Origin of the sequence: Deinococcus sp. (assembly GCF_018260405.1) — a bacterium.
In the GTDB taxonomy this organism is placed as follows: domain Bacteria; phylum Deinococcota; class Deinococci; order Deinococcales; family Deinococcaceae; genus Deinococcus.
The window spans coordinates 50,924-71,344 of the sequence record NZ_JAGLBG010000002.1 but is presented as its reverse complement, the minus strand read 5'-3'; the positions used below and the strand labels follow the sequence as shown (position 1 = coordinate 71,344).

19 protein-coding genes and 1 riboswitch are annotated in these 20,421 nt (G+C 65.2%); of the genes, 7 read left to right on the top strand and 12 right to left on the bottom strand.

The features are described 5' to 3' along the window. Positions 1-346: 346 nt before the first annotated feature. The 12 genes from QZ269_RS00745 to QZ269_RS00690 all read right to left on the bottom strand — a co-directional run bounded on the left by QZ269_RS00745 (position 347) and on the right by QZ269_RS00690 (position 12,184). A complete protein-coding gene (locus QZ269_RS00745) occupies positions 347-1,117 on the bottom strand; it encodes a MetQ/NlpA family ABC transporter substrate-binding protein (RefSeq protein ID WP_291423241.1) in 771 nt (256 codons plus the stop codon). 170 nt (positions 1,118-1,287) lie between these two features. Then, positions 1,288-2,058 (bottom strand): MetQ/NlpA family ABC transporter substrate-binding protein, encoded by a 771-nt coding sequence (locus QZ269_RS00740; protein WP_291423239.1) that lies wholly within the window; start codon positions 2,056-2,058, stop codon positions 1,288-1,290. Between the two features lie 39 nt (positions 2,059-2,097). After that, positions 2,098-2,754, bottom strand: a complete 657-nt coding sequence (locus tag QZ269_RS00735) for a methionine ABC transporter permease (protein ID WP_291423238.1) — start codon at positions 2,752-2,754, stop codon at positions 2,098-2,100. Then, complete coding sequence (locus QZ269_RS00730; RefSeq protein ID WP_291423271.1) at positions 2,751-3,743, bottom strand: methionine ABC transporter ATP-binding protein; 993 nt, start codon at positions 3,741-3,743, stop codon at positions 2,751-2,753. The genes QZ269_RS00735 and QZ269_RS00730 overlap by 4 nt, the downstream gene beginning before the upstream one ends. 600 nt (positions 3,744-4,343) lie before the next feature. After that, positions 4,344-6,071 (bottom strand): NAD-dependent malic enzyme, encoded by a 1,728-nt coding sequence (locus QZ269_RS00725; protein WP_291423235.1) that lies wholly within the window; start codon positions 6,069-6,071, stop codon positions 4,344-4,346. After that, the gene (gene allE, locus QZ269_RS00720) at positions 6,068-6,841 is read right to left on the bottom strand and encodes a (S)-ureidoglycine aminohydrolase (RefSeq protein WP_291423233.1); all 774 of its coding nucleotides are present in this window, start codon (positions 6,839-6,841) and stop codon (positions 6,068-6,070) included. Before allE ends, QZ269_RS00725 begins: the two co-directional genes overlap by 4 nt. Before the next feature lie 299 nt (positions 6,842-7,140). Beyond that, entirely contained in the window at positions 7,141-7,833 is a 693-nt protein-coding gene (locus tag QZ269_RS00715; protein WP_291423231.1) for a histidine phosphatase family protein, read from the bottom strand. A 2-nt stretch (positions 7,834-7,835) separates the two neighbouring features. Continuing rightward, positions 7,836-8,963, bottom strand: a complete 1,128-nt coding sequence (locus QZ269_RS00710; RefSeq protein WP_291423229.1) for a phosphotransferase family protein — start codon at positions 8,961-8,963, stop codon at positions 7,836-7,838. After that, entirely contained in the window at positions 8,960-9,739 is a 780-nt protein-coding gene (locus QZ269_RS00705; RefSeq protein WP_291423226.1) for an SDR family oxidoreductase, read from the bottom strand. Before QZ269_RS00705 ends, QZ269_RS00710 begins: the two co-directional genes overlap by 4 nt. 171 nt (positions 9,740-9,910) lie before the next feature. Further along, positions 9,911-11,179, bottom strand: coding sequence for an acyl-CoA dehydrogenase family protein (locus QZ269_RS00700; RefSeq protein ID WP_291423224.1), 1,269 nt, complete (start codon positions 11,177-11,179; stop codon positions 9,911-9,913). 67 nt (positions 11,180-11,246) lie between these two features. After that, positions 11,247-11,717, bottom strand: coding sequence for a PaaI family thioesterase (locus QZ269_RS00695; RefSeq protein ID WP_291423222.1), 471 nt, complete (start codon positions 11,715-11,717; stop codon positions 11,247-11,249). Further along, on the bottom strand, positions 11,714-12,184 hold the full coding sequence (locus QZ269_RS00690; protein WP_291423220.1) for a MaoC family dehydratase: 471 nt from the start codon (positions 12,182-12,184) through the stop codon (positions 11,714-11,716). Before QZ269_RS00690 ends, QZ269_RS00695 begins: the two co-directional genes overlap by 4 nt. A gap of 253 nt (positions 12,185-12,437) precedes the next feature. Then, a riboswitch (cobalamin riboswitch) is annotated at positions 12,438-12,578 on the top strand. A gap of 198 nt (positions 12,579-12,776) precedes the next feature. On the opposite strand from QZ269_RS00690, the gene QZ269_RS00685 reads away from it, so the two are divergent. The 7 genes from QZ269_RS00685 (at position 12,777) to cobJ (ending at position 20,386) form a co-directional block, all read left to right on the top strand. Beyond that, positions 12,777-13,463, top strand: coding sequence for a cobalt-precorrin-7 (C(5))-methyltransferase (locus QZ269_RS00685; protein WP_291423218.1), 687 nt, complete (start codon positions 12,777-12,779; stop codon positions 13,461-13,463). Next, complete coding sequence (locus tag QZ269_RS00680) at positions 13,460-15,112, top strand: precorrin-8X methylmutase (RefSeq protein ID WP_291423216.1); 1,653 nt, start codon at positions 13,460-13,462, stop codon at positions 15,110-15,112. Before QZ269_RS00685 ends, QZ269_RS00680 begins: the two co-directional genes overlap by 4 nt. A gap of 32 nt (positions 15,113-15,144) precedes the next feature. After that, positions 15,145-16,284 carry a cobalt-precorrin-5B (C(1))-methyltransferase CbiD gene (gene cbiD, locus QZ269_RS00675; RefSeq protein WP_291423214.1) on the top strand — a complete coding sequence of 380 codons (1,140 nt, stop codon included), beginning with the start codon at positions 15,145-15,147 and terminating at the stop codon, positions 16,282-16,284. Further along, on the top strand, positions 16,277-17,026 hold the full coding sequence (cobI, locus tag QZ269_RS00670; protein WP_291423212.1) for a precorrin-2 C(20)-methyltransferase: 750 nt from the start codon (positions 16,277-16,279) through the stop codon (positions 17,024-17,026). Before cbiD ends, cobI begins: the two co-directional genes overlap by 8 nt. Positions 17,027-17,124: 98 nt before the next feature. Continuing rightward, complete coding sequence (gene cobM / locus QZ269_RS00665; RefSeq protein WP_291423210.1) at positions 17,125-18,075, top strand: precorrin-4 C(11)-methyltransferase; 951 nt, start codon at positions 17,125-17,127, stop codon at positions 18,073-18,075. Further along, a complete protein-coding gene (locus QZ269_RS00660) occupies positions 18,072-18,836 on the top strand; it encodes a cobalamin biosynthesis protein (RefSeq protein WP_291423208.1) in 765 nt (254 codons plus the stop codon). Before cobM ends, QZ269_RS00660 begins: the two co-directional genes overlap by 4 nt. Further along, positions 18,833-20,386 (top strand): precorrin-3B C(17)-methyltransferase, encoded by a 1,554-nt coding sequence (cobJ, locus tag QZ269_RS00655; RefSeq protein ID WP_291423206.1) that lies wholly within the window; start codon positions 18,833-18,835, stop codon positions 20,384-20,386. Before QZ269_RS00660 ends, cobJ begins: the two co-directional genes overlap by 4 nt. Positions 20,387-20,421: the final 35 nt, after the last annotated feature.

Below are 20,421 nucleotides of genomic sequence, written 5' to 3'. Positions count from 1 at the left end.
TGACCAAGAAGCCGTTCTGACCAAGAAGCGGGCAGGCCCCATCCTGGGTGCCATTTTGCCCAAGAAGCGGGCAGGCTTGCTCAAGCGAGTCCGTTTTGCCCAAGAAGCCGCTTTGCCCAAGAGGGCCACCCCCTGTACTGCCACAGCGCCAACCCCGCATCTTTCCTTCTGGCCTCCGCTCAGATTGAATCTGCTTATGTCAAATTCAATCGGCAGTCTGTATGAGGCCCCCGCCCAGTCACACCACTACATACACTCCACGCTTTCTTCCACTGCCCACCTTACCCCGCTGTGCAAAAGCAAAAGCCCCCGCGCAAACTGGCGAGGGCTTGCAGCTGGAGTGACTTTAGAACGCGGGAACCACGGCCCCGTTATACTTTTTCAGAATGAACGCCCTTGTCTCGGGGCTTTGCAGCGCCCTGACCAGTTTCAGGTAATCGGTGTTCTTCAGCGTGGCAGGCTTGACGGCCAGCACGTTGGCATACGGGCTGTGGCTGTCTTCGATCAGCAGCGCGTCCTTGAGTGGATTCAGGCCACCATCGAGCGCGTAGTTGGTGTTGATAACCGCCGTGTCCACGTCTTGAAGGGAGCGCGGCAGCTGCGCGGCTTCCAGCTGGCTGAACTTGAGGTGCTTGAGGTTGGTGGTGATGTCAATCACGGTGGCGCTGATGCCCGCCGAGGGCTTAAGGCGAATCAGGCCCGCGCGTTCGAGCAGCTTCAGGGCGCGGCCACTGTTGCTGGGGTCGTTGGGAAGGGCGATAGTCGCCCCGTTCTTCAGGTCTTTGAGGCTCCTGACGCGCTTGCTGTACACGCCCATCGGCTCGACGTGAATCTTGACCCCGGCCACGATACCCAGCGGGCGATCCTTCTGAAAGGCGTTGAGGTAAGGCACGTGCTGGAAGTAGTTCACGTCGATGCTGCCGTCGGCCAGAGCCAGATTAGGCTGCACGTAGTCGCTGAATTCCTTAATTTGCAGCTCCACGCCCTGTTTGGCGAGAATCGGCTTAACGAAGTTCAAGATTTCGGCGTGCGGCACCGGGCTGGCTCCGATTCGCAGGGTTCCAGCGGAGGCGGCGCAGGCCAGGGCAAAGGCGGACAGAATCAGAATCTTACGCATGGCGAAACTCCTTAAAATGAGAGCATTGTGCAAAAAGAGGGTGCTCTTTTGACCATCTTTTTGCCGAGTGGAACGAGTGAACAAAAAGAGCAGGACGGAGAATGAAGGGGGCGGCGGTGTTGTTCCGACGTGCCCATCACTTCGGAGAACGGCTCTAAGAAAAAGTGGGTTCAGAACGCGGGGATGACGGTGCCGCCGTACTTCTTGAGCAGCCAGGCTTTGGCCTCGGGGCTGGTCAGGGCCCCCGCCAGCTTTTGCAAGTCGGGGTTGTTCAGCTTGTCCTTGGTGGTCGCCAGCACGTTGACGTACACGCTGTTCTTACTCTCGTGAAACAGCGAATCCTTGACCGGGTTCAGCCCGATTTCCAGCGCGTAGTTGGCATTCACGATTCCGGCGTCCACGTCCTGAAGGGAGCGCGGCAGCTGCGCGGCTTCCAGCTCACGGAACTTGAGGTTCTTGATATTGCTCACGATGTCGGCGGGCGTGGCCCTAACCCCGGCCCCGGCTTTCAGGCGAATTAGCCCCGACTTTTCAATCAGCAGCAGGGCGCGGGCCTCATTGCTAGGGTCGTTGGGCACGGCGATGGTGCCACCCTTTGGAATATCAGTCACATTTTTATACTTTTTGCTGTACAGGCCCAGCGGCGGCAGATAAATCTTCTTGACCACCACGATGTTCAGCGGGCGGTTTTGCTGAAAGGCATTGAGATACGGCGTGTGCTGGAACAGGTTGGCGTCCAAACTACCCTCACCCAGGGCCACGTTGGGCTGCACGTAGTCGCTGAATTCTTTAATCTGGAGGTCTACGCCCTGCTTGGTCAGAATGGGTTTTACGAAGTTCAGCAGTTCGCCCGCCGGAACCGGAGTCGCGCCGACGCGCAGGGTGCCCGCGCTAGCGAAAGAGGCGAGAGTAAGGGCCGAGAGAAGCAGTGTTTTACGCATGTTAGTAACTCCTTTGAGCAGAAGTGGAAAAGCGGAAGATTAGCGGTGGTCGGCGCGGCTGGCGGCCCAGTCACCGAGCCATTGCACGCCCTGCACCAGCAGCAGCAGCACGAGGACGGTGGCTATCATCACGTCGGTCTCGAAACGCTGGTGGCCGTAGCGAATCGCCAGGTCGCCCAGGCCCCCGCCGCCGATGGCCCCGGCCATAGCCGAGTAGCCAATCAGGTTGACCAGCATCACGGTGAAGCTCTGAATCAGGGCGGGCCGCGCCTCGGGCAGCAGCACCTTACTTACAATCTGGCCGGTGCTGGCTCCCATGGCCCGCGCCGCCTCGATGACGCCGCCCGGCACGCTGTACAGCGCCCCATCTACCAGTCGCGCCACGAACGGAATAGCTGCGATGGTCAGCGGCACGGTGGCCGCCGTAGAGCCGATACTGGTGCCGGTTATCAGGCGCGTAAACGGAATGAGCAGCACCAGCAAGATGATGAACGGCAAACTGCGCCCGATGTTAACAATAGCGTCCAGCACGCGGTTTACTGGGCGGTTGGCAAGTAAACCACCGGGCCGGGTCAGCGTGAGCAGCACCCCCAGCGCCAGTCCTAGCACCTCGGCCATCAGCGCGGCGGGAAGAACCATCTGAAAGGTTTCCAGCGTCGCCTGCCACAGCAGCGGCCAGATTTCGGCCCAGCTCACGCGCCCACCGCCTGCAAGTTAAGGGCCGCGAGCAAACCCGCCTGGGCTTCCGGCAGGGCCAGCCAGGTGTCCACGCCCTGCGGATGAGCCTCGGCCAGCACGATGCGGGCACCCAGCCCGGCCAGCGCCGCCAGCGTCTGGCTGCTCAGGTCTTTCAGATTGACGTGGCGCAGCACCTCGCCGGGGGCCAGCTGCACTTCGGGGCGGTGGGCGTCCAGCAGGGCGCGGGTCACCTCATGCCCCGGATGGCCCAGCAGGGCGCGGGTTTCGCCGCTCTCGACCAGCTGCCCGGCGTCCAGCACGGCCACGTGCGTCGTGGCGGCCCGCACGACTTCCATCTGGTGCGTCACGATGACCAGGGTCAGGTCGCGTTCGCGCTGAAGCTGCGTCAGCAATTCCAGAATCCCGGCGCTGGTTTCGGGGTCCAGCGCACTGGTGGCCTCGTCGGCCAGCAGCAGGTCGGGGTCGGTCGCCAGGGCGCGGGCAATCCCGACGCGCTGTTTTTGCCCGCCGGACAGCTGCGCCGGGTAACGGCCCGCGAAGTCGCCCAGCCCCACCTGCGCCAGCAGTTCGCGGGCGCGGGCCTCGCGGCGCTCACGCGGCACGCCCAGCAGTTCCAGCGGCAGAGTCACGTTGCCCAGGGCGGTGCGCTGCGCCAGCAGATTGAAGTGCTGGAACACCAGCCCGGTGTGCGACTGCCGCTCCCGGCGGGCCTTGCTGCTCAGTTGCCCGGCGTCTTGTCCGGCGATCAGCAGCTGCCCGGCATCTGGGGTTTCCAGGCCGCTAATCAGGCGCACCAGTGTGCTTTTGCCTGCGCCGCTGCGCCCGATGATGCCGGTGCGGCTGCCCCTGGGGACGATCAGCGTGAGGTCGCGCAGGGCGGGTTGGGCCTGTCCGGGGTAGGTCTTGCGAACATCTATGAACTGGAGCGCGGGGACAGCTGAGGTGGGCAGAGCTGATGGGGGCAGAGTTGATGGAGATAGGGCAATGTCACTCAAGGGTGGCCTCCTGAATATGGCGGGGGACAGAACACAAAAAAGGATGCCCCCTTCCTGGCTGGGGCCGCGTGAGCAGCCTGATTCGGAAGGGGACACACCCGCCTGAAGTCTGTCCGTTGGAACCCGCCCGGAGCGCTCTGGCCCCGGAGGAACACCCTTCCTTTATCGTTCCCGGCATCTGCAAACCATCGTTGGACTCTGCCGGGGCTGGAAAGCACCGTGCCGTGATGAAGGCCGGTTGCTGCGGCGCTTGTCTGAAACACCCGGGGTGACCAGTTTCCACACGCCGTCTCTGGATAAAGGCGACCTGACAAGCAGGCCAGGGGCTACTTTAGGAAAGTTGATCGGAGCTGTCAACCATTGCCGGACTTTTGGGGGCGCGTCCCGCCTTGCCAGGCAAGCCTATGCGGGGAACTTTTTGTTGTTCTAGTGACACACTGCCTCTGCTGAACCACTCACCCTTCTGCCGCTTCGCTTCTTTGCGGCACGCCTCTGCAAGTCACTCTCTCTGCGCGAGTGGCACGAGTCCCCCCGCGAGTGGGTCACCCGTTGCCTGGGGGGGTGGTCAACAACACAGACGGCAGTCCGTAATCAAGCCTCGTCGTGAAAGGGCAGGTATCTGGGCTGCCAGAACTTGCGCCCGACGAACTCGTGCAGCGCGGCGTCGTCCATGCGGCGAATGCTGAACTCGGTGGCGACCCCGTCCCGGAGGGCTTGCTTGATAACCGCCACGGCAACGTGCACGCTGGCTTTCGACAACTCGCCCACCGGGGGGTAGATGCGCGACGGGTGGTGAGCGGCAGTGTAGTCGGCCAGGGCGTAGGCGGCCTCGGTGACCATCTCGTCGGTAATTTCGCGCACGCGGGCCAGAATCGCGCCGAAGCCCAGGCCAGGAAAAATGAAAGCATTGTTACCCTGCCCGATCTCATACGTCTGGCCGTTCAGAATCACGGGCGCGAAGGGGCTGCCGGTACACACCATCGCCTGCCCGTCTGTCCAGCGCAGGACGTCCTCGGGAAGCGCCTCACAATTGGCCGTCGGGTTGCTGAGCGGAAAAACCAGCGGGCGCGGCGTGTTGGCCTGGGCCGCCCGCACGATTTCCTCGCTGAAGGTGTTGGGCACCCCGGAAAGGCCCAGCAGCACGGTCGCCCCGGCCTCCTGAATCACGCTGAGCAGGTCGGTGCCGCGCCAGCCAGTGGTCAGCGCCTGGGGCGTCGCCAGGGAGCGCTTGTAGTTTTCCATCACGCGGTCGTCGGTCAGCAGGCCGCGCGAGTCGAGCACGAAGACGCGCCGGGCGATCTCGTCAGGCGACAGGCCCTCCCGCCGCATTCCCTCGCGGATGGCCGCCGCGACCCCGGCCCCGCCCGCACCCGCCCCGTGGATGACCACGACCTGCTCACCCAGCGTCTGCGCCTTGAGGCGGCAGGCGTTGATGACCCCGGCCAGCACCACTGCGCCGGTGCCCTGAATATCGTCGTTGAAGCTGGGCACCACCCGGCGGTAGCGCTCCAGAACGCTAAACGCCGCGTCCTTCGAGAAGTCCTCCCACTGAATAATGGCCCTGGGATAGCGCTTAAGCGTCGCCTCGACAAAGCGGTCAATGAAGCTCAGGTACTCATCACCAGTGAGGCGTTCGTGCTTGACGCCCAGGTAATGCGGGTCGGCTCGTAAATCCTCGCGCCCGGTCCCCACGTCCAACTCGACGGGCAGGGTCTTGTCGGGGCCGACGCCGCCGCCTACGGTGTACAGGCTGAGCTTGCCGATGCTGATGGCCATGCCGCCGAAGCCCTGATCCCCGATGCCCAGAATGGCGCTCGAATCGGTGGCAACGATGATTCTCACGTCGTTGAGCGGTACGTTCGCCAGGGCCTGATGGGCGCGGGCAATGTTGCGGGTGCTGAGGGTCAGGCCGCGCGGGTAGCGGTAAATCTGGCTGAAGCGCTTGACCGCCTCGCCGACCGTCGGGGTATAGACGATAGGCAGCATCTCCTCGATGTGAGCTGTCAGCAGCGCGTAGAACAGCACCTCGTTGCGGTCTTGCAGGTTGCGTAGGTACACATGCTTTTCCAGCGGGTCAGGCTGCTTGCTGAACTGCCGGTAGGCCCGCTCGACCAGTACCTCCAGCGTATCGACCTGTGGTGCCAGCAGCCCGTCGAGGCCCAGCGCCTCCCGCTCCTGCTCGGTAAAAGCCGTGGACTTGTTAAGCAGCGGAATGCGGGTCAGGTTAAAGCCCTTGATCAGGGGCCTGATGTACCGGTGGCCGTCCGCGCCCCGTTTCACGTCGTAGTGGTCGGTTAGGGGCAAGTAGGCGTGACTCATAGGCCACTGCCCTTCAGGTGCAGCAGGTTCAGCGGGTGGCGGTTCATGTCCTTGTACAGCAGGTATTTGCTCCAGCTGCGCCCCAGCGCCCCGTACCACTGCGGGCAATGGGCACCCATCCAGATCACGTCGCCCCGCATCACCGGGTAATAGTGTCCGGCCAGTTGGTAGAGACCCTCGCCTTCGAGCATCAGCAGGCCGTGTTCCATGTGATGAATCTCGGCGTAGGGCAGCGACGCACCGGGCGCAAAACTCATGGTACTAACCATGAAATCAAAACGCGGGTCGTCGGGCAGCAGCTTGCGGGCGATCAGGTGGTCGTCGCCCCCGAACTCGTAACCAGGATTCTCACGCTCGTTGCCCCAGACCACGGCGGGCGCTTGGGTGCCGTACAGGGCCTCGTAGGGCTTTTCGTAGACGGCGACCCGCGCTGCACCCACCGCCGTGAGGGTGTGGGCGGTGCTGGCGGGCAAGAACACGTAATCGTACTCCTTGAGGGTGCGCTCCTCGCCGCCAACGCTTACCTTGACTTCACCGTCCAGCACAAAGGCAAAGCGCTGATAGCCGTGCGCCGACTCCTGGGCCACCGCTCCGGCGGGCATTTCGGCGGTGAACTGCACGAAGCGCGAACCCAGGCCGATAACCGGGGCGATGTGCAGCACGATGGCGCTGCCAGGCCACTCGGCCAGAGCTGTACGGACGAAGGTTTCGGGAGTAATGACCGCGTGGGTCGCTTCAAGAGCGCTGCGGGTGACGCCGAGCTGTTTCATGGTTTCTCCGTAGGCCAGGCAGCATACGGGGCCGCCAAGCCTTTTGGAAACCACTGTACCGGAAGGCAGGCCAGAACCTCCAGAGGCATCCAGGCAGCGCCGCGAAAAAGTGAAAAAACCTGCCCCCAAACAGGCAGCGGCCCTGAAGGGAGGCTCCAGTGGCCGGTTCCTTCCTGGCACCACGCTTCTGGCACACCAGATTGCCCCTGGTGGCCTGGGCCTGATGAGCAGCAGCGACGTTGCTGGCTTTCTGCACCTGGGCCGGGGGTGCTCGCCACGAACCCGGCGACTTTTGCCCATCAACGCCAGCTTCGTAGCTCGGGGGTCAGGTGGCTTTCCTCGTTGAAGGTATCGAGGGTGAAGCGCCCGCCCCCAAAGGTAAAGCGGGTCAGACTGCCGTTCTTGACGCGCCAGTTGACCTTGAGCGCCGAGGCGTCGGGTGCGTCGAGGGCCAGCGCCACCGCCAGCCCGATCACGCCGCCGCTGGTAAAGACCAGCACCCGGCTTGCGGCAGGTAGGTGCAGCACATCGCCCAGCGCCGCCCGGACGCGGGCGCGGAAGGCGGCCCAGCCCTCGACCTGCTTATCGGTGACGCTGCCCACCTGCCACGCCGCCGCCAGCGCTTCGAGCATCCGCTGAAAGTGGGCGTTGCGCTGCGGGATCTGCCGCCCCGCCTGGAATTCGGCGACCAGCGCGGCAAACGCCGCATCCTGTCGGGCCAGCAGCGGGGCCAGGGTATGCATCAGGCCGTCGCCGTCGAACTCGGCCAGCCGGGGGTCAAGCGCCGCTTCCGGCCAGGCTCTCCCCTGCCCAGCCTGCTCGGCGCTCAGACGCTGACGCACCAGCGGCCCATGAAGCACATGGGTCGGCTGATAGTTTGCCAGAAAACGGCCCACGGCCCGCGCCTGCTGGTGCCCGAGCGCCGAAAGCTGGTCGGTATCCTGTTCAAAGGGCGTGGCCTGACCGTGACGTACCAGCATCAGTTCACTCATGCTCAGTCCGCTGCCTGGATGCGCCGCCAGGCTTCCTCGATCAGCCACTGGGCCTGCCCAGCCAGCGGGGCAAAACGCGGGTCGCTGGTCTGACCCAGGCGGTAGCGGGCAAAAATCTGGATGACGATACCCGCCAGTTTGAAGTGGCCCAGCACCTCATACCAGTTGATATTGCTCACGTCGCGGCCACTGCGGGCGGCGTAGCGGTCGAGCAACTGCTGGCGCGTGAAATAGCCCTGGTCGCTGCCGCTGGCCCCGATGACGCTCCTGGCGCGGCCCGGCTGCTCGGGCATGGTCCAGTAGGTCAGGGTCAGGCCCAGATCCACCAGCGGGTCGCCCACGGTGGTCATTTCCCAGTCGAGCAGCGCCACCACCCGTGAAGGATCGGCGGGGTCGAGCATCAGGTTATCCAGCTTGAAATCGTTATGCACGAGGGTATGGGCCGTTTCCGCCGGAATGTTGGTTTCCAGCCACGCAATAACTTCTTCGTCGTGAAGGTCAGCCGGTTCGGGCAGGTCGTGCGTGCCCCCGAGCAATTCGCGTGCCCGCCGCCAGCGCCCGGCCCAGCCCTCGACCTGGCGGCGGTTGAAGCCCTCTGGCTTGCCGATGGAGCGCAGGCCGGCCGCATCTATATCCACCCCGTGCGTGTCGGCCAGCGTGTCGGCCAGCGCCGCCGAGAGCTTGCCCGGAGCCTGCGGATTGGCGGCGTATTCGGGGGGCAGTTCGGTCCGCACAATCACCCCCCGGCGGCGTTCCATCAGGTAAAAGGGCGACCCCAGCACCTCCGGGTCCTCGACCAGCAGGGCAGGCGCGGGAGCCGCCAGCAGCGCAGGATTGATTTTTTCAAGCAGGTGATACTCCCGCGCCATGTCGTGGGCACCCTTGGCGACCGGCCCCAGCGGAGCGCGGCGCAGCACGTATTCCTGACCGTCGCCTGCTGGTGCGCCTAGGCGCACCAGATAGGTCAGGTTGGACATGCCGCCCGGAAATTGCAGCACTTCGAGCTGTTCGGCGTTGCCGGGCACCTTGCCGCGCAGGGCCTCACGCAGCCTATCCAGCGGCAGTTCCTCACCCGGACGCACCGGGGCAGCGTCCGGCGTAGCGTTGGGGCCAGTGCCTGGGCGGGTCATGCGTGGTCACTAGCCTCGGCGTCCAGCAGGGCCATCGCCTTGGTGCGCAGGTGGCGCATCTTGCTGATCCACTCGTCGTAGTTGCTCGCCTTGTTCTGAAAACCGCGCAGAGTGGTGTCATGGGTGGTGATCAGGAAGCCGTCAACCCGCAGCACCTCGACCATCTTTTCGACCAGTTGGTCGGTGGTGATGGCGGTTTGTTGCAAGATCGGCGTGTTCTCGATCATGGGCGTCCAGACCCCTTCCGGGCACAGGCACGACACCTTGATGCCCCGGTCGCCGTAAGTAATCGCCAGCCACTCGGCAAAGGCCAGCGCCGCGTGCTTTGTCACGGCGTAGGGGGCCGAGTGCAGTTCGGTCAGCAGGCCCGCCGCCGAAGCGGTGTTCAGAAAGTGGCCCTCGCCGCGCTCCAGATAGTGCGGAACGAGGTAACGCGCCGCCCAGACGTGACTCATGACGTTGATATTCTGAATTAGGTTCCACTGCTTGTCGGGCGTTTCCGGCCCCTCCCCGATAGCAATTCCGGCATTCGAGCAGAACAGGTCAATGTGGCCTTCATGCGCCAGCACGTCGTCGATAATCGACTTGACCCCGGCCTCATTGGAGATGTCGGCGGCAATGAACCGCGCTCCGATGGCCGCCGCCTTTTCCTGGCCTGCCGGGTTGCGGTCCGACGCGGTAACCCTGGCGCCTTCCCGAACAAAGCGGGTAGCGAGCGCCAGCCCGATTCCCGAGGCGGCTCCGGTCACGACAATAATCCTGTCCTTGAATTCCATGTCTGTTCTCCTGGCTGGGCAAGTGTTCACGGCAGCGACCAGACAGGACTGTCCCGCCGCGCCGCCACTGAATCTGGTTGGTGTACACGCAGTCTAGCGGGAACGAGCTTTAGGCCCCGTGACAACAGCGCCAAAACCCCCTGGCGGTCAGAGGGGGCAGGGGTCAGGCCGTCAGGTTGTAACCGGCGCTTGGCTGCGGCCCGCCAGCTGGCGGGTATCGAAGCCCTGGCGCCTGTACTCCTCTTTAGCAACGGTTTCGGCGTGCACGATGTCCGGGCCGTCGGCGAGGCGCAGGGTGCGGGCCTGAGCGTACATCAGGGCCAGCGGCGTGTCCTGGCAGACGCCTTCGCCGCCGTACAGCTGAATGGCGCGGTCAATGACGCGCAGGGCCACATTGGGGGCCACCACCTTGATCGCGGCGATCTCGCTCTTGGCCGCCTTGTTGCCCACCGTGTCCATCATGTGCGCGGCCCGCATGGTCAGCAGCCGGGCCTGGTCGATTTCCATGCGGCTCTGCGCGACCATCTCGCGGGTGTGCTGGTGCAGAGCCAGCGGCTTGCCGAAGGCCGTGCGCTGGGCCGAGCGTTTGATCATCAGTTCCAGGGCGCGTTCAGCCTGTCCGACCAGCCGCATACAGTGGTGAATGCGCCCTGGCCCCAGGCGACCCTGCGCGATCTCGAAGCCGCGGCCCTCGCCCAGTAGCATGTTGCTGGCAGGCATGCGCACGTCCCCGAAAGTCATCTGGGCGTGGCCGTGCGGCGCGTCGTCGTAGCCGAACACGGTCAACATGCGCTCCTTGGTCACGCCGGGCGCGTCCATCGGAATCAGGATCATGGACTGCTGAAGGTGCCGCTCGGCGTTCGGGTCGGTCTTGCCCATAAAGATGCTGATCTTGCAACGGTCGTCGCCCGCCCCGCTGGTCCACCACTTGCGCCCGTTGATGACGTATTCATCGCCGTCACGCACGACGCTCGACTGGATGTTAGTCGCGTCACTGCTGGCCACGTCCGGCTCGGTCATCGAAAAGCCCGAGCGAATTTCGCCGCTTAGCAGGGGCTTGAGCCACTGCTCCTGCTGCTCGGGGGTGCCGTAGCGGGCCAGCACCTCCATGTTGCCGGTGTCGGGGGCGCTGCAATTAAAGACTTCCGGTGCCCACCACACGCGGCCCATCATCTCGCACAGGCCGGTGTACTCCAGGTTGGTCAGGCCGGGGCCATACTGCCCCTCCGGGTCGCTGCCGGGCGGCAGAAAGAAGTTCCACAGCCCCTCGGCGCGGGCCTTGTCCTTGAGGTTCTCGATCAGGTCGAGGTGGTGCCAGCGGTCGCCGGTGTTGATCTCGGCAGCAACCTTGTCCTCGTTGGGATAGATGTGGGCTTCCATGAATTTGCCGAGCTGCTCGCGCAGTTTCTTGGCGCGGGGGGTCACGTCGAACATGGTCATAGGGGTTCCTCCTGAGAACTTGACGGGCAAACGCACTTCTGGAACGCGAGGTTGAGGGTCACGGCGTCTAGAAAGTCCCGCTTCTGAGCATTTCTGCGCCCTTGACCGGCTCGGCCTCAGACTTGACGATGGTGCCTAGCGCCGTGGCAACCAGTTTTTCCTGGCCGCCCGCCACCGCGAAGATGTCGCAGCGGGTCACGGCCTGCCGCCTGCTGCTGCTAATCACGCTGGAACGCGCCACCAGTTCGTCGCCGGTGCCGGGGCGCAGAAAGTTGATCTTGTACTCGCTGGTCAGCACGTTGGGGCCAAGGGCCATCGCGCCCATAAAGGTTAGGCCGATGTCGGCCATCGTGGCGATTAATCCACCGTGGGCAAAGCCGTGATGCTGGCGCAGGTCGTCGCGCAGGGGCACGTGCAGCACGGCTTCGGTGGCGCTAATACTGGTGAACTGCGCCCCCACCAGTGTCGAGAAGGTCTGAATGGCAATGACGCTGTTGGCGTAGGCGAGCATTTCGGCGGGGCTGGTCGGCTGGCTCATGCGGTCTCCTGGGTGTACATCCGGAACACGGTTTCGGCGATGCAGGCGGGTTTTTCCTCACCCTCAATCTCTATGGTGTTCTGCACGGTAATCTGAACGTACCCTTTGCCCGGCTCGGCGGCCCCCAGCACGGCGTGATTGCGCAAGCGGCTGCCAACCCGTACCGGCGCGACAAAACGCACCCTGTTCAGTCCGTAATTCACGGTCAGGTGCCCCCCCTTAATTTCGGGCAGGCCACCCGCGTTGGTAAAATCCCCGGCCAGCATCGAGAGCACCAGAAACCCGTGGGCAATCGGGCCACCGAACGGCCCCTGCGCGGCTTTTTCGGGGTCCACGTGGATGAACTGGTGGTCACCTGTCGCGTCGGCAAAGGCATTGACGCGCTCCTGGGTAATCTGCACCCAGCCGGACAGGGCAATTTCTTGCCCGGCGCGGGCCTGTAAATCGGTGACGGAAAGGGTGCTCATAGAGTCAACCAGATGGAACGAAAAACGCTCATGGGTAACCTCCGGGCAAGAAGTTCGGGCGAATGCAAAATTTACGTACACGTACATTCTGAACGCTGGCGCGACAATGTGCAATTGCCGTGGCCCTCCTGCGGACTGCCGATTGAAACCGGGCCGTCCTGGATTCAATCCGGGCGAAATGGAGGGGAGTCCGTATCAGGCGGGCCTCAGCCAGACAGCCCAGCTGCCGGGGGGCCACCCTGCCCGGACTTCTGCTAACCTGCACCCACCTGAGCCTGGGGAAGTCCGGTGAGATTCCGGCACTGTCGCGCAGCGGTAATACAGACCTGGCCCGTACATTTGGCCTAAATCCGGTTTGTGAGTCCGAATGCCTCTCAGGAACGCGGCCCGCCCTCCGCTTTTTTTCCGGGCAGGGCCGCACCTCTCGCTGAATCAAGAGGGCCACGTACCAGCAGCCACGACCTTTCGTGCCCGCTTCCGGCCCCGGCCAGAGCGGGTTTTTTCCTGCCGTGCCCCCGCCTGCCGCCCCCAATGCACCGCGACCCTGGAGCGTTCTTATGTCCATCTGCCCATTTCATGACCGGGTGCCTGCATGATCGTCTGCGTCGGAGCAGGCCCCGGCCACCTCGACTACCTGACCCAGAAGGGAGCGCGGCTGATCGCAGAAGCTGATGTGGTCGCCGGGTTCGGCGCCGTGGTCGACGTGGTTCGCCCGCTGATCTCCGGGTCGGCCCAGATTATTACCATGGGGTACAAAGATCAGGTGGCCCGGCTCGCGGAAGTCGCGCAGCTGCACCACGCGGACAAAAACTGTGTGGTGGTTTTTATGGGCGACATCCATTTCAGCGGGTTTCAATTTCTGGAACGGGTCGAAACGGCCTGCGGGCAGCGGGTCGAGGCGGTGCCGGGCATCTCCAGCGCCCAGATTCTGGCAAGCAAGGAGCGGGTGTGCTTCGATGAGACGACCTTTTTTACCTTTCACCGCCGGGGCGACCTCGGGCCGTTCAAGGCCCACCTGCGCGAGGTGCTTGCGGCGGGGCGCGGGGCCATCATCATTCCGCGCCCATGGGACTTTATGCCTAGAGACATTGCCGCGTACCTGCTAGCGAGCGGCGCGAATCCGGCGCACCGGGTCGCCGTGTGGGAGAACCTGACGCGGGCCGAGGCCGACTGGCAGGGCAGCCTGACCGAACTGGAAACGCGCGACTTCAGCGACATGAGCATTATGCTGGTGCGCCCGCTGACGCCGCTGCCAACCGGACTGGAGGGGGAAGCGTGAGCGCCGCGCCAGGACTTTCCCTGCCTGCCACCGACAGCGACTACGCCATTGTTTTTGCCGCCCACGGCAGCCGCGATCCGGCGAGCAAGGCGCAGTTCGAGGAACTGATCGCCCAGGTCAAGGCCCTGCAACCGGGGCGCGTGATGACCCACGGGTTTCTGGAATTCAATACCCCCACCATCGACGAGGCGGCGCGGGAAGCAGTGGCGATGGGGGCACGGGAGATCGTGCTGGTGCCGGGCGTGCTGCTGGCCGCCACCCACGCTAAGAATGACCTGCCCAGCGAACTTAATCTGCTGCGCCGGGAGCATCCCGAAGTCACCTTCCACTACGGCGCGGCGATGGACCTGCACCCGCTGCTGCTGGAAGTCTGCCGCGAACGGCTGGTCGAGGCCGAGGGGGCCGCTGAACGCGCACGCGGTGAGGTGCGGCGCGACGAAACACTGCTGCTGGTGGTTGGGCGCGGCACCACTGACCCGGACGCCAACGGCGACATTCAGAAACTGGCCCGTTTTCTGGAAGAAGGGCTGGGCTACGGGGCCAGCGCGGTGTGCTACAGCGGCACGGCCAAACCCGACCTGCCCACCGGACTGGCGCGGGCAGCGGCGCTGGCGCAGGCCAATGGCGGGCAATTTAAGCGTGTGATCGTCTTTCCTTATCTCTTGTTCGATGGCCTGCTGGCGCGGCGGGTGCGGGAAGCGGTGGCGGCTGGGGCCGAGCGCTGGCCGGGCGTGCAGTGGGCCAGCGCCGGGCACCTCGGGCCGCACGAGAAGGTGGCGCGGGTGTTCCTGGAGCGGGCGCACGAGGGAATTCACGGGCAGGGGCACATGAACTGTTCGCTGTGCAAATACCGCGTGCAGGTCATCGGCTACGAGGCGGCGCAGGGCCAGCCGCAGATCGGGCACCACGGCGGTGTGCGCGGGCTGCTGGGGCCAGATAAACCCGCGCCGGAGCGCAAGGTCATGCCGTTTTACGTGCCGCACCCTATCGAGGCGCAGTCGTTCGAGATCATCGGGGGTCTGTACGACTGGTCGCGGGTGCCCACCGAGAGCCGCTACGCCATGCAGCGGCTGGTGCATACGGCGGGCGACCCCGACATCGTGCCCGACCTCTATTTCTCGCCGGGCGCCGTCGAAGCGGGGGTGAACGCGATTTTGCGCGGACTGACGGTAGTTACTGACGTGACGATGGTGCAGAGCGGCCTCAAGCGCGAGGTGCTGGCTAGGCTGGGGGTGCAGGTCTGGTGCGGGGTTCACGACACCGAAACGCACCTGCTGAGCGCCGAAGCCGGAATGACGCGCTCGGCGGCGGGCATCCGGCGGGCCTACGAGAAGTTCGGCAACGACTGCATCGTGGCGATTGGCGACGCGCCCACCGCCATTTTCGAGGCTGTGCGCCTGATTCGTGAGCGGCGCTGGCGGCCCGGACTGGTCATCGGTCTGCCGGTGGGCTTCGTAGGCACGGTGGAAAGCAAGGCGGCACTGCGGGCGGCCCTCAGCGTGCCGCGCATCACCAACGCGGGCTACCGGGGCGGCAGTCCGTGGGCCAGCAGCGTGGTCAACGCCTGCATGATCGAGGCGCAAAACCGTCTGGCTGCGCTGACCCAGCCGGGAAACGCTGGGCAGACCACTTCGGCTGCGGAGCAATGATCGCCGCCCAATCTCTAATAACCAATTGCCTGATGACTGACCTACCGACCATTGACCTTAGCGTGCCTGCCGCCAACGGCCTGCGGCGCGGCTTTACGACCGGCAGCGCGGCGACAGCGGCCCTCAAGGCGGCGCTGACGCTGCTGCACACGGGCCGGACGCCGGGCGAGGTAGATGTGACCCTGCCAGACGACGCCGGACGCCTCAGAATTGCCGTGCAGAACGTGCGCCTGACCGACACGGGCGCTTACGCTGAAGTTGTCAAGGACGGTGGCGACGACCCCGACGCGACTCACCGGGCGACCCTCTGGGTACGGGCGCAGCCGACGCCGGGGCAGGCCATGACGTTTCACGCGGGTGAGGGCGTGGGCACCGTCACTGCGCCGGGCATCCGGGTGCCGGTGGGCGAGGCGGCCATCAATCCGGGGCCACGCGCCATGCTGCGCCGGGCCGCCGCCGAAGTTGCCGGGCACGCGCAGTTCAGCGTGACGGTGGGCTGCGTAAACGGCGAGGCGATTGCCCGCAAGACCTTCAATCCGCGCCTGGGCATTCTGGGCGGCATCAGTATCCTGGGCACCACCGGCCTCGTTGAGCCGATGAGTCTGGAAGCCTACGCCGCCTCGGTGGAGGTGTATGTGCGGGTAGCGGCCTACACGCGGCCCCCGGCCATCGTGTTCACGCCGGGCAAACTGGGGCGCGACTACGCCTGCGACACGCTGAGCGTAGCGCGGCAGGACATCGTTCAGATCAGCAATTTTGTGGGCACGGCGCTGGACACCTTGCAAGGCACCCTGACCGAACTGGACTATCCCCTGCCGCTGCTGCTGGTCGCGGGACATCCCGGCAAGCTGGCAAAAGTGCTTAACGGCGACTGGAACACCCACAGCGGCCACAGCGGCATGGCGATGAACGCGGTTGCGCGGGTAGCTGCCGGGCTAGGACTCGACGCCGACACCGTGCGCCACCTCGCCGCCGCCAACACGGTAGAGGCCTGCGCCGAATGGCTGGCCGGACATTCCCAGAGAAAAGCTGTGTGGTACGCCGTCGCGCAGCAAATTGCCAGGGCGCTGAGGCAGCGTGCGCCCGCCGTCCAGCGGGTTCAGGTGGCCCTGTTCACGCTGGACGGCACGCCGCTGGCCGAGGCGAGCAGCCAGGAAGGATTCGATGACTGACACAGAAAAAAGAACCGCCAGCGGCCACTTCTATGGCCTGGGCGTGGGGCCGGGGCCTGCGGGGCTATTGCCCGTCGCGGCGCTGGAGGCGCTGCAAAACGCCGATCACATCTATGCGCCGCGTTCGCGGGTGTCGGCGGCTTCGGTGGCCCTCGAAGCCCTGCGCGACCTGGACTTCGACCATAGCCGGGTGCGCGAAATCGAGTTCAATATGGACGGCGACGACGCCCGCATAGGCCATCACTACGCGGGCCTGGCCCGCGAAATCGCCGCGCTCGGACGCCAGGGCCAGCGGGTCGCTTACCTGACCATCGGTGACGCGATGACCTACAGCACGCTGGGCTATCTGGTGGCGGCGCTGCGGCGCGAGGCCCCGGAACTGCCGCAAACGGTGCTGCCGGGCGTGACCAGTTACGCGGCGGCGGCGGCTAGAGCTGGCTTTTCACTGGGCGAAGGCAAGGAGCGGGTGCTGATTTTGCCCTGCCCCGACGACGTGTCCACGCTGGCCGCCGACATCCGCGCCAACGATGTGGTCGTGCTGATGAAGGTTGGCAGGCGCCTTAGCGCCGTGCTGGAAGTGCTGCGCGAACTGGGAATCAGCGAACACTGCGCCCTGGCCCACCGCCTGGGCCTGGGCGGAGAGGTGGTGTTGCCTTCCCTTTCCAGTGTGCCCGACGCCGAACAACTCGGTTATCTCAGCGTGCTGCTTATTCGCAAAACAAAGCCCCGGAGGTTTTCTTGAAACTGATCGCTCAAGCTGATTCATCAACTCTAGTCGTCGAGTTAAGTTCGGAGCAACTCGCTGTCCTTTCCAATGGACTGCTCAATGCTCTTGAGCTGATGTCCGACGCAAACGATATGGAACACGACCACTGGTTCGACTCCGAATTTCACGCACGGGTGGGATGTTCACGTCAGGCCGCCCGGAGCCTTTTGAATGAAGTGCAGGGGCTGCCTTTAACGGCCCCGGTCTCCAGTCCGAACAATAAGCGGGAGAGCGGGGCGCACGTGTCGTTCATCGGCGCTGGCCCAGGCGCACCTGATCTCATCACCAGGCGGGGCGCTAAGCGGCTGGCAGAGGCCGACCTTATCCTGTACGCGGGGTCGCTGGTGCCGGAGGCGGTGCTGGAACACGCCCGCCCGGACGCCGAAAAACTGAATACGGCGGGCCTGAACCTCACCGAGCAGGTGGCGGTGTACAGGCGGGCCGGGCGCGAGGGCCTGAAGGTGGCGCGGGTGCATTCCGGCGACCCGGCGATCTACGGGGCCACCGCCGAGCAGATGCGGGCGCTGCGGGAAATGGGGATTGATTACGACGTGGTGCCGGGCGTAAGCAGCTTCACGGCGTCGGCGGCCACTTTGGGCGCGGAGCTGACGCGGCCCGGCGTGACCCAGACCATTATCCTGACCCGCGCCTCGGGCCGGGCCAGCCCCGTACCAGACGCCGAAAATCTGGCGAGTCTGGCGGCGCACCGGGCCAGCCTGTGCGTGTTCCTGGGGGGGAGCCAGCTGGAGGCCAACATTGCCGAACTGCTGAAACACTACCCCCCCGAAACGCCCGCCGCGCTAATTCAGCGGGCCACCCAGCCCGAGGAGCGCCGCCACGCCGCGCCGCTGGGGCAGCTGCTCGAGGGGCTAAAGCTGAGCGAGTGGGCACTGACGACCATGCTGCTGGTCAGCCCCGCGCTGGCCGACCCCGGCGACATGCAGGAGGTCAGCCGCCTGTACGACCCGGCCTACGCCCACCGCTTTCGCCGCGCCGAAAAGGGAGAAGCCAGTGAGCCGGAATGACTGAGGCCGTGGGTATCTGGCCCATAAGACGTGAGACGTTGGCCCTGGCCGAGCACCTGACCGGCGGGCTTGGGGGCACGCTGTTTCGCCCCTGGGAAGCGGGCACGCCGCAGCGGGGGGCCTTTGGCGCCGCGTTCGCCAGTGTGCGGGCCTGGGTCATGATTGGGGCCGTGGGCATCGCCACGCGCTTCGTGGCCGGACTGCCCCGCAGCAAGCACACCGACCCGGCAGTGGTCGTTCTCGACGACGCGGCGCGGTTCGCGGTGGCGCTGCTGGGCGGGCACGAGGGCGGCGGCAACGCGCTGGCCTACCGGGTCGCCCGCCTGACCGGCGCGGTGCCGGTGATCACGACCGCCACCGAGACCGTCAAACCGCTGACGCTGGGCATTGGGGCGCGGCGCGGGGTCAGTCTGGAACAGGTCGAAAACGCCGTGCTGCACGCACTGGCAGCAAGAAACTTAACCGAGGTGCGTGAGGTGGCGACGGTTGACCTCAAGGCGAATGAAGCGGGCCTGCTGGCCTTTTGCGAGCAGTACGCCCTGCCGCTGCGCGTTGTGGCGGCCCAGGACATCGCGGCGCGGCCCTGGGTCACGGCGGCCAGCGAGTGGGTGCAGCAGAGTGTTGGGCTGCCAGGCGTGTGCGAACCCTGCGCCCTGATCGCCAGCCCGCGCGGGCGGCTGATCGTTCCCAAAACGGCCCTGAATGGCGTGACGGTAGCCGTGGTTGAAGACCGCGCCGAAGATGAAAGGTGGCAACCATGAAAGGAAAACTCAGTCTGGTGTCGGTCGGCCCCGGCACGCTGGAACTGGTGCCCGAACGGGCGCGGCGGGCCTTACAGGAAGCCGAGGTGATCGTGGCCTACGACCTCTACCTGACCTGGGTACGGCCCCTGCTGACTACCCAGGAACTGCTGACACCCCCGCTGACGCAGGAAAAATACCGCGCCGAACTCGCCATTCAAAAGGCGCGGGAAGGCAAGCGCGTGGCGCTGGTCAGCAGTGGGGACATCGGCATCTACGCGATGGCGGGACTGGTGTTCGAGGACCTGCCCGAGCAGCCGGACTTCGGGGTCGAGGTCATTCCCGGCATCACTTCCGCCACGGCCTGCGCCTCACTGCTGGGGTCGCCGCTGACGCACGATTTCGCCACCCTGAGCCTGTCCGACCTGTTGTGCCCCTGGGAGTGGATCGAGCACCGGGCCACCCACATTGCCCAGGCCGACCTCGCCTGCGTGCTGTATAACGTGCAGAGCCGGGCACGCCAGGAAGGGGTGTACCGCGTGCTGCGGCTAATGCTGGAACACAAGGAACCGGAGACGGTCTGCGGCGTGGTTCGCAATGCTTACCGCGAGGATCAGGACGTGCGGGTGACGACGCTGGGCGAGCTGCTGAACCAGAAATTCGACATGCTGACTACCATCGTCATCGGCAACCGCTTTACGGCGACGAAGGGCCGCTGGATGTACACCCCACGCGGCTACAACGACTGGCAGCAGGAAGCACCGGAGCAGGACGCTCAGACCGCTCAGGCCAGCCAGCCCTCCGCCTTTGCCGCCCCCGAAAACGCCGTGTGGGTCTTCAGCGGCACGGGCGACGGCAACGCGCTGGCCCGGCAACTGGCCGAAACCGGAGAACAAGTTGTGCTGAGCGCCGCCACCGAACTGGGCGCGGCCCTGGCCCCGCAGCACCCTAACCTACGCCAGTACAGCGGCCCCGCCGGAGCCGAAGCCCGCCGCCGCGCCCTCGTCGGGGCCAGAGCGGTGGTGGACGCCACCCACCCCTACGCCCAGGCCATCACCGCGCAGCTGCGCGACCTGAGCACCGAACTGGGCCTGCCCTACTTGCGCTACGAGCGCCCCGGCAGTCTGCCGGACGATCTAAGCGGCCTGGAACTGGTAGACGACATGCAAGCGGCGGCGCAGGCCGCGCCGCGTTATGGCCGGGTCTTTCTGGCAACCGGGAGTAAAGATCTGGGCACTTTCCTGCGGGAGGCTCCCAGCGCCGAGGTGTTCGTGCGCCTGACGCCTCAGCCCAAAGTCATCGAGCAGGCGCTTGAACTGGGCATAAAACCCGATCACCTCTGCGCCGCCGTGGGGCCGTTCTCACGCGAGTTCAACGTCGCGCAGTGGCGGGCCTGGAACATCGGCGCCGTCGTGACCAAGGACAGCGGCGAGGCCGGGGGCCTGGGAGCCAAGATCGGGGCCGCCCGCGAGCTGGGCATACCGCTCATCGTTATTCGTCGGCCCGCGCCGCTGCCCGGGGCGCTGAGTGAGTTCAGCGCTGTACAGACTGCCCTTCAAGCTCTCGCTTAGACTTCAGGCGTCTGGTAATTTCCGGCGGGAACAGG

Excerpts from the sequence above, each read along its gene's own strand:
- QZ269_RS00710 (WP_291423229.1), bottom strand. The coding sequence starts at position 8,963 with ATGACCCGCCCAGGCACTGGCCCCAACGCTACGCCGGACGCTGCCCCG.
- QZ269_RS00700 (WP_291423224.1), bottom strand. The coding sequence starts at position 11,179 with ATGACCATGTTCGACGTGACCCCCCGCGCCAAGAAACTGCGCGAGCAG.
- cbiD (WP_291423214.1), top strand. The coding sequence starts at position 15,145 with ATGACTGACCTACCGACCATTGACCTTAGCGTGCCTGCCGCCAACGGC.
- QZ269_RS00715 (WP_291423231.1), bottom strand. The coding sequence starts at position 7,833 with ATGAGTGAACTGATGCTGGTACGTCACGGTCAGGCCACGCCCTTTGAA.
- QZ269_RS00660 (WP_291423208.1), top strand. The coding sequence starts at position 18,072 with ATGACTGAGGCCGTGGGTATCTGGCCCATAAGACGTGAGACGTTGGCC.
- allE (WP_291423233.1), bottom strand. The coding sequence starts at position 6,841 with ATGAAACAGCTCGGCGTCACCCGCAGCGCTCTTGAAGCGACCCACGCG.
- QZ269_RS00725 (WP_291423235.1), bottom strand. The coding sequence starts at position 6,071 with ATGAGTCACGCCTACTTGCCCCTAACCGACCACTACGACGTGAAACGG.
- QZ269_RS00690 (WP_291423220.1), bottom strand. The coding sequence starts at position 12,184 with ATGAGCACCCTTTCCGTCACCGATTTACAGGCCCGCGCCGGGCAAGAA.
- QZ269_RS00740 (WP_291423239.1), bottom strand. The coding sequence starts at position 2,058 with ATGCGTAAAACACTGCTTCTCTCGGCCCTTACTCTCGCCTCTTTCGCT.
- QZ269_RS00705 (WP_291423226.1), bottom strand. The coding sequence starts at position 9,739 with ATGGAATTCAAGGACAGGATTATTGTCGTGACCGGAGCCGCCTCGGGA.
- QZ269_RS00745 (WP_291423241.1), bottom strand. The coding sequence starts at position 1,117 with ATGCGTAAGATTCTGATTCTGTCCGCCTTTGCCCTGGCCTGCGCCGCC.
- QZ269_RS00695 (WP_291423222.1), bottom strand. The coding sequence starts at position 11,717 with ATGAGCCAGCCGACCAGCCCCGCCGAAATGCTCGCCTACGCCAACAGC.
- QZ269_RS00685 (WP_291423218.1), top strand. The coding sequence starts at position 12,777 with ATGATCGTCTGCGTCGGAGCAGGCCCCGGCCACCTCGACTACCTGACC.
- cobJ (WP_291423206.1), top strand. The coding sequence starts at position 18,833 with ATGAAAGGAAAACTCAGTCTGGTGTCGGTCGGCCCCGGCACGCTGGAA.
- cobM (WP_291423210.1), top strand. The coding sequence starts at position 17,125 with ATGTCCGACGCAAACGATATGGAACACGACCACTGGTTCGACTCCGAA.
- cobI (WP_291423212.1), top strand. The coding sequence starts at position 16,277 with ATGACTGACACAGAAAAAAGAACCGCCAGCGGCCACTTCTATGGCCTG.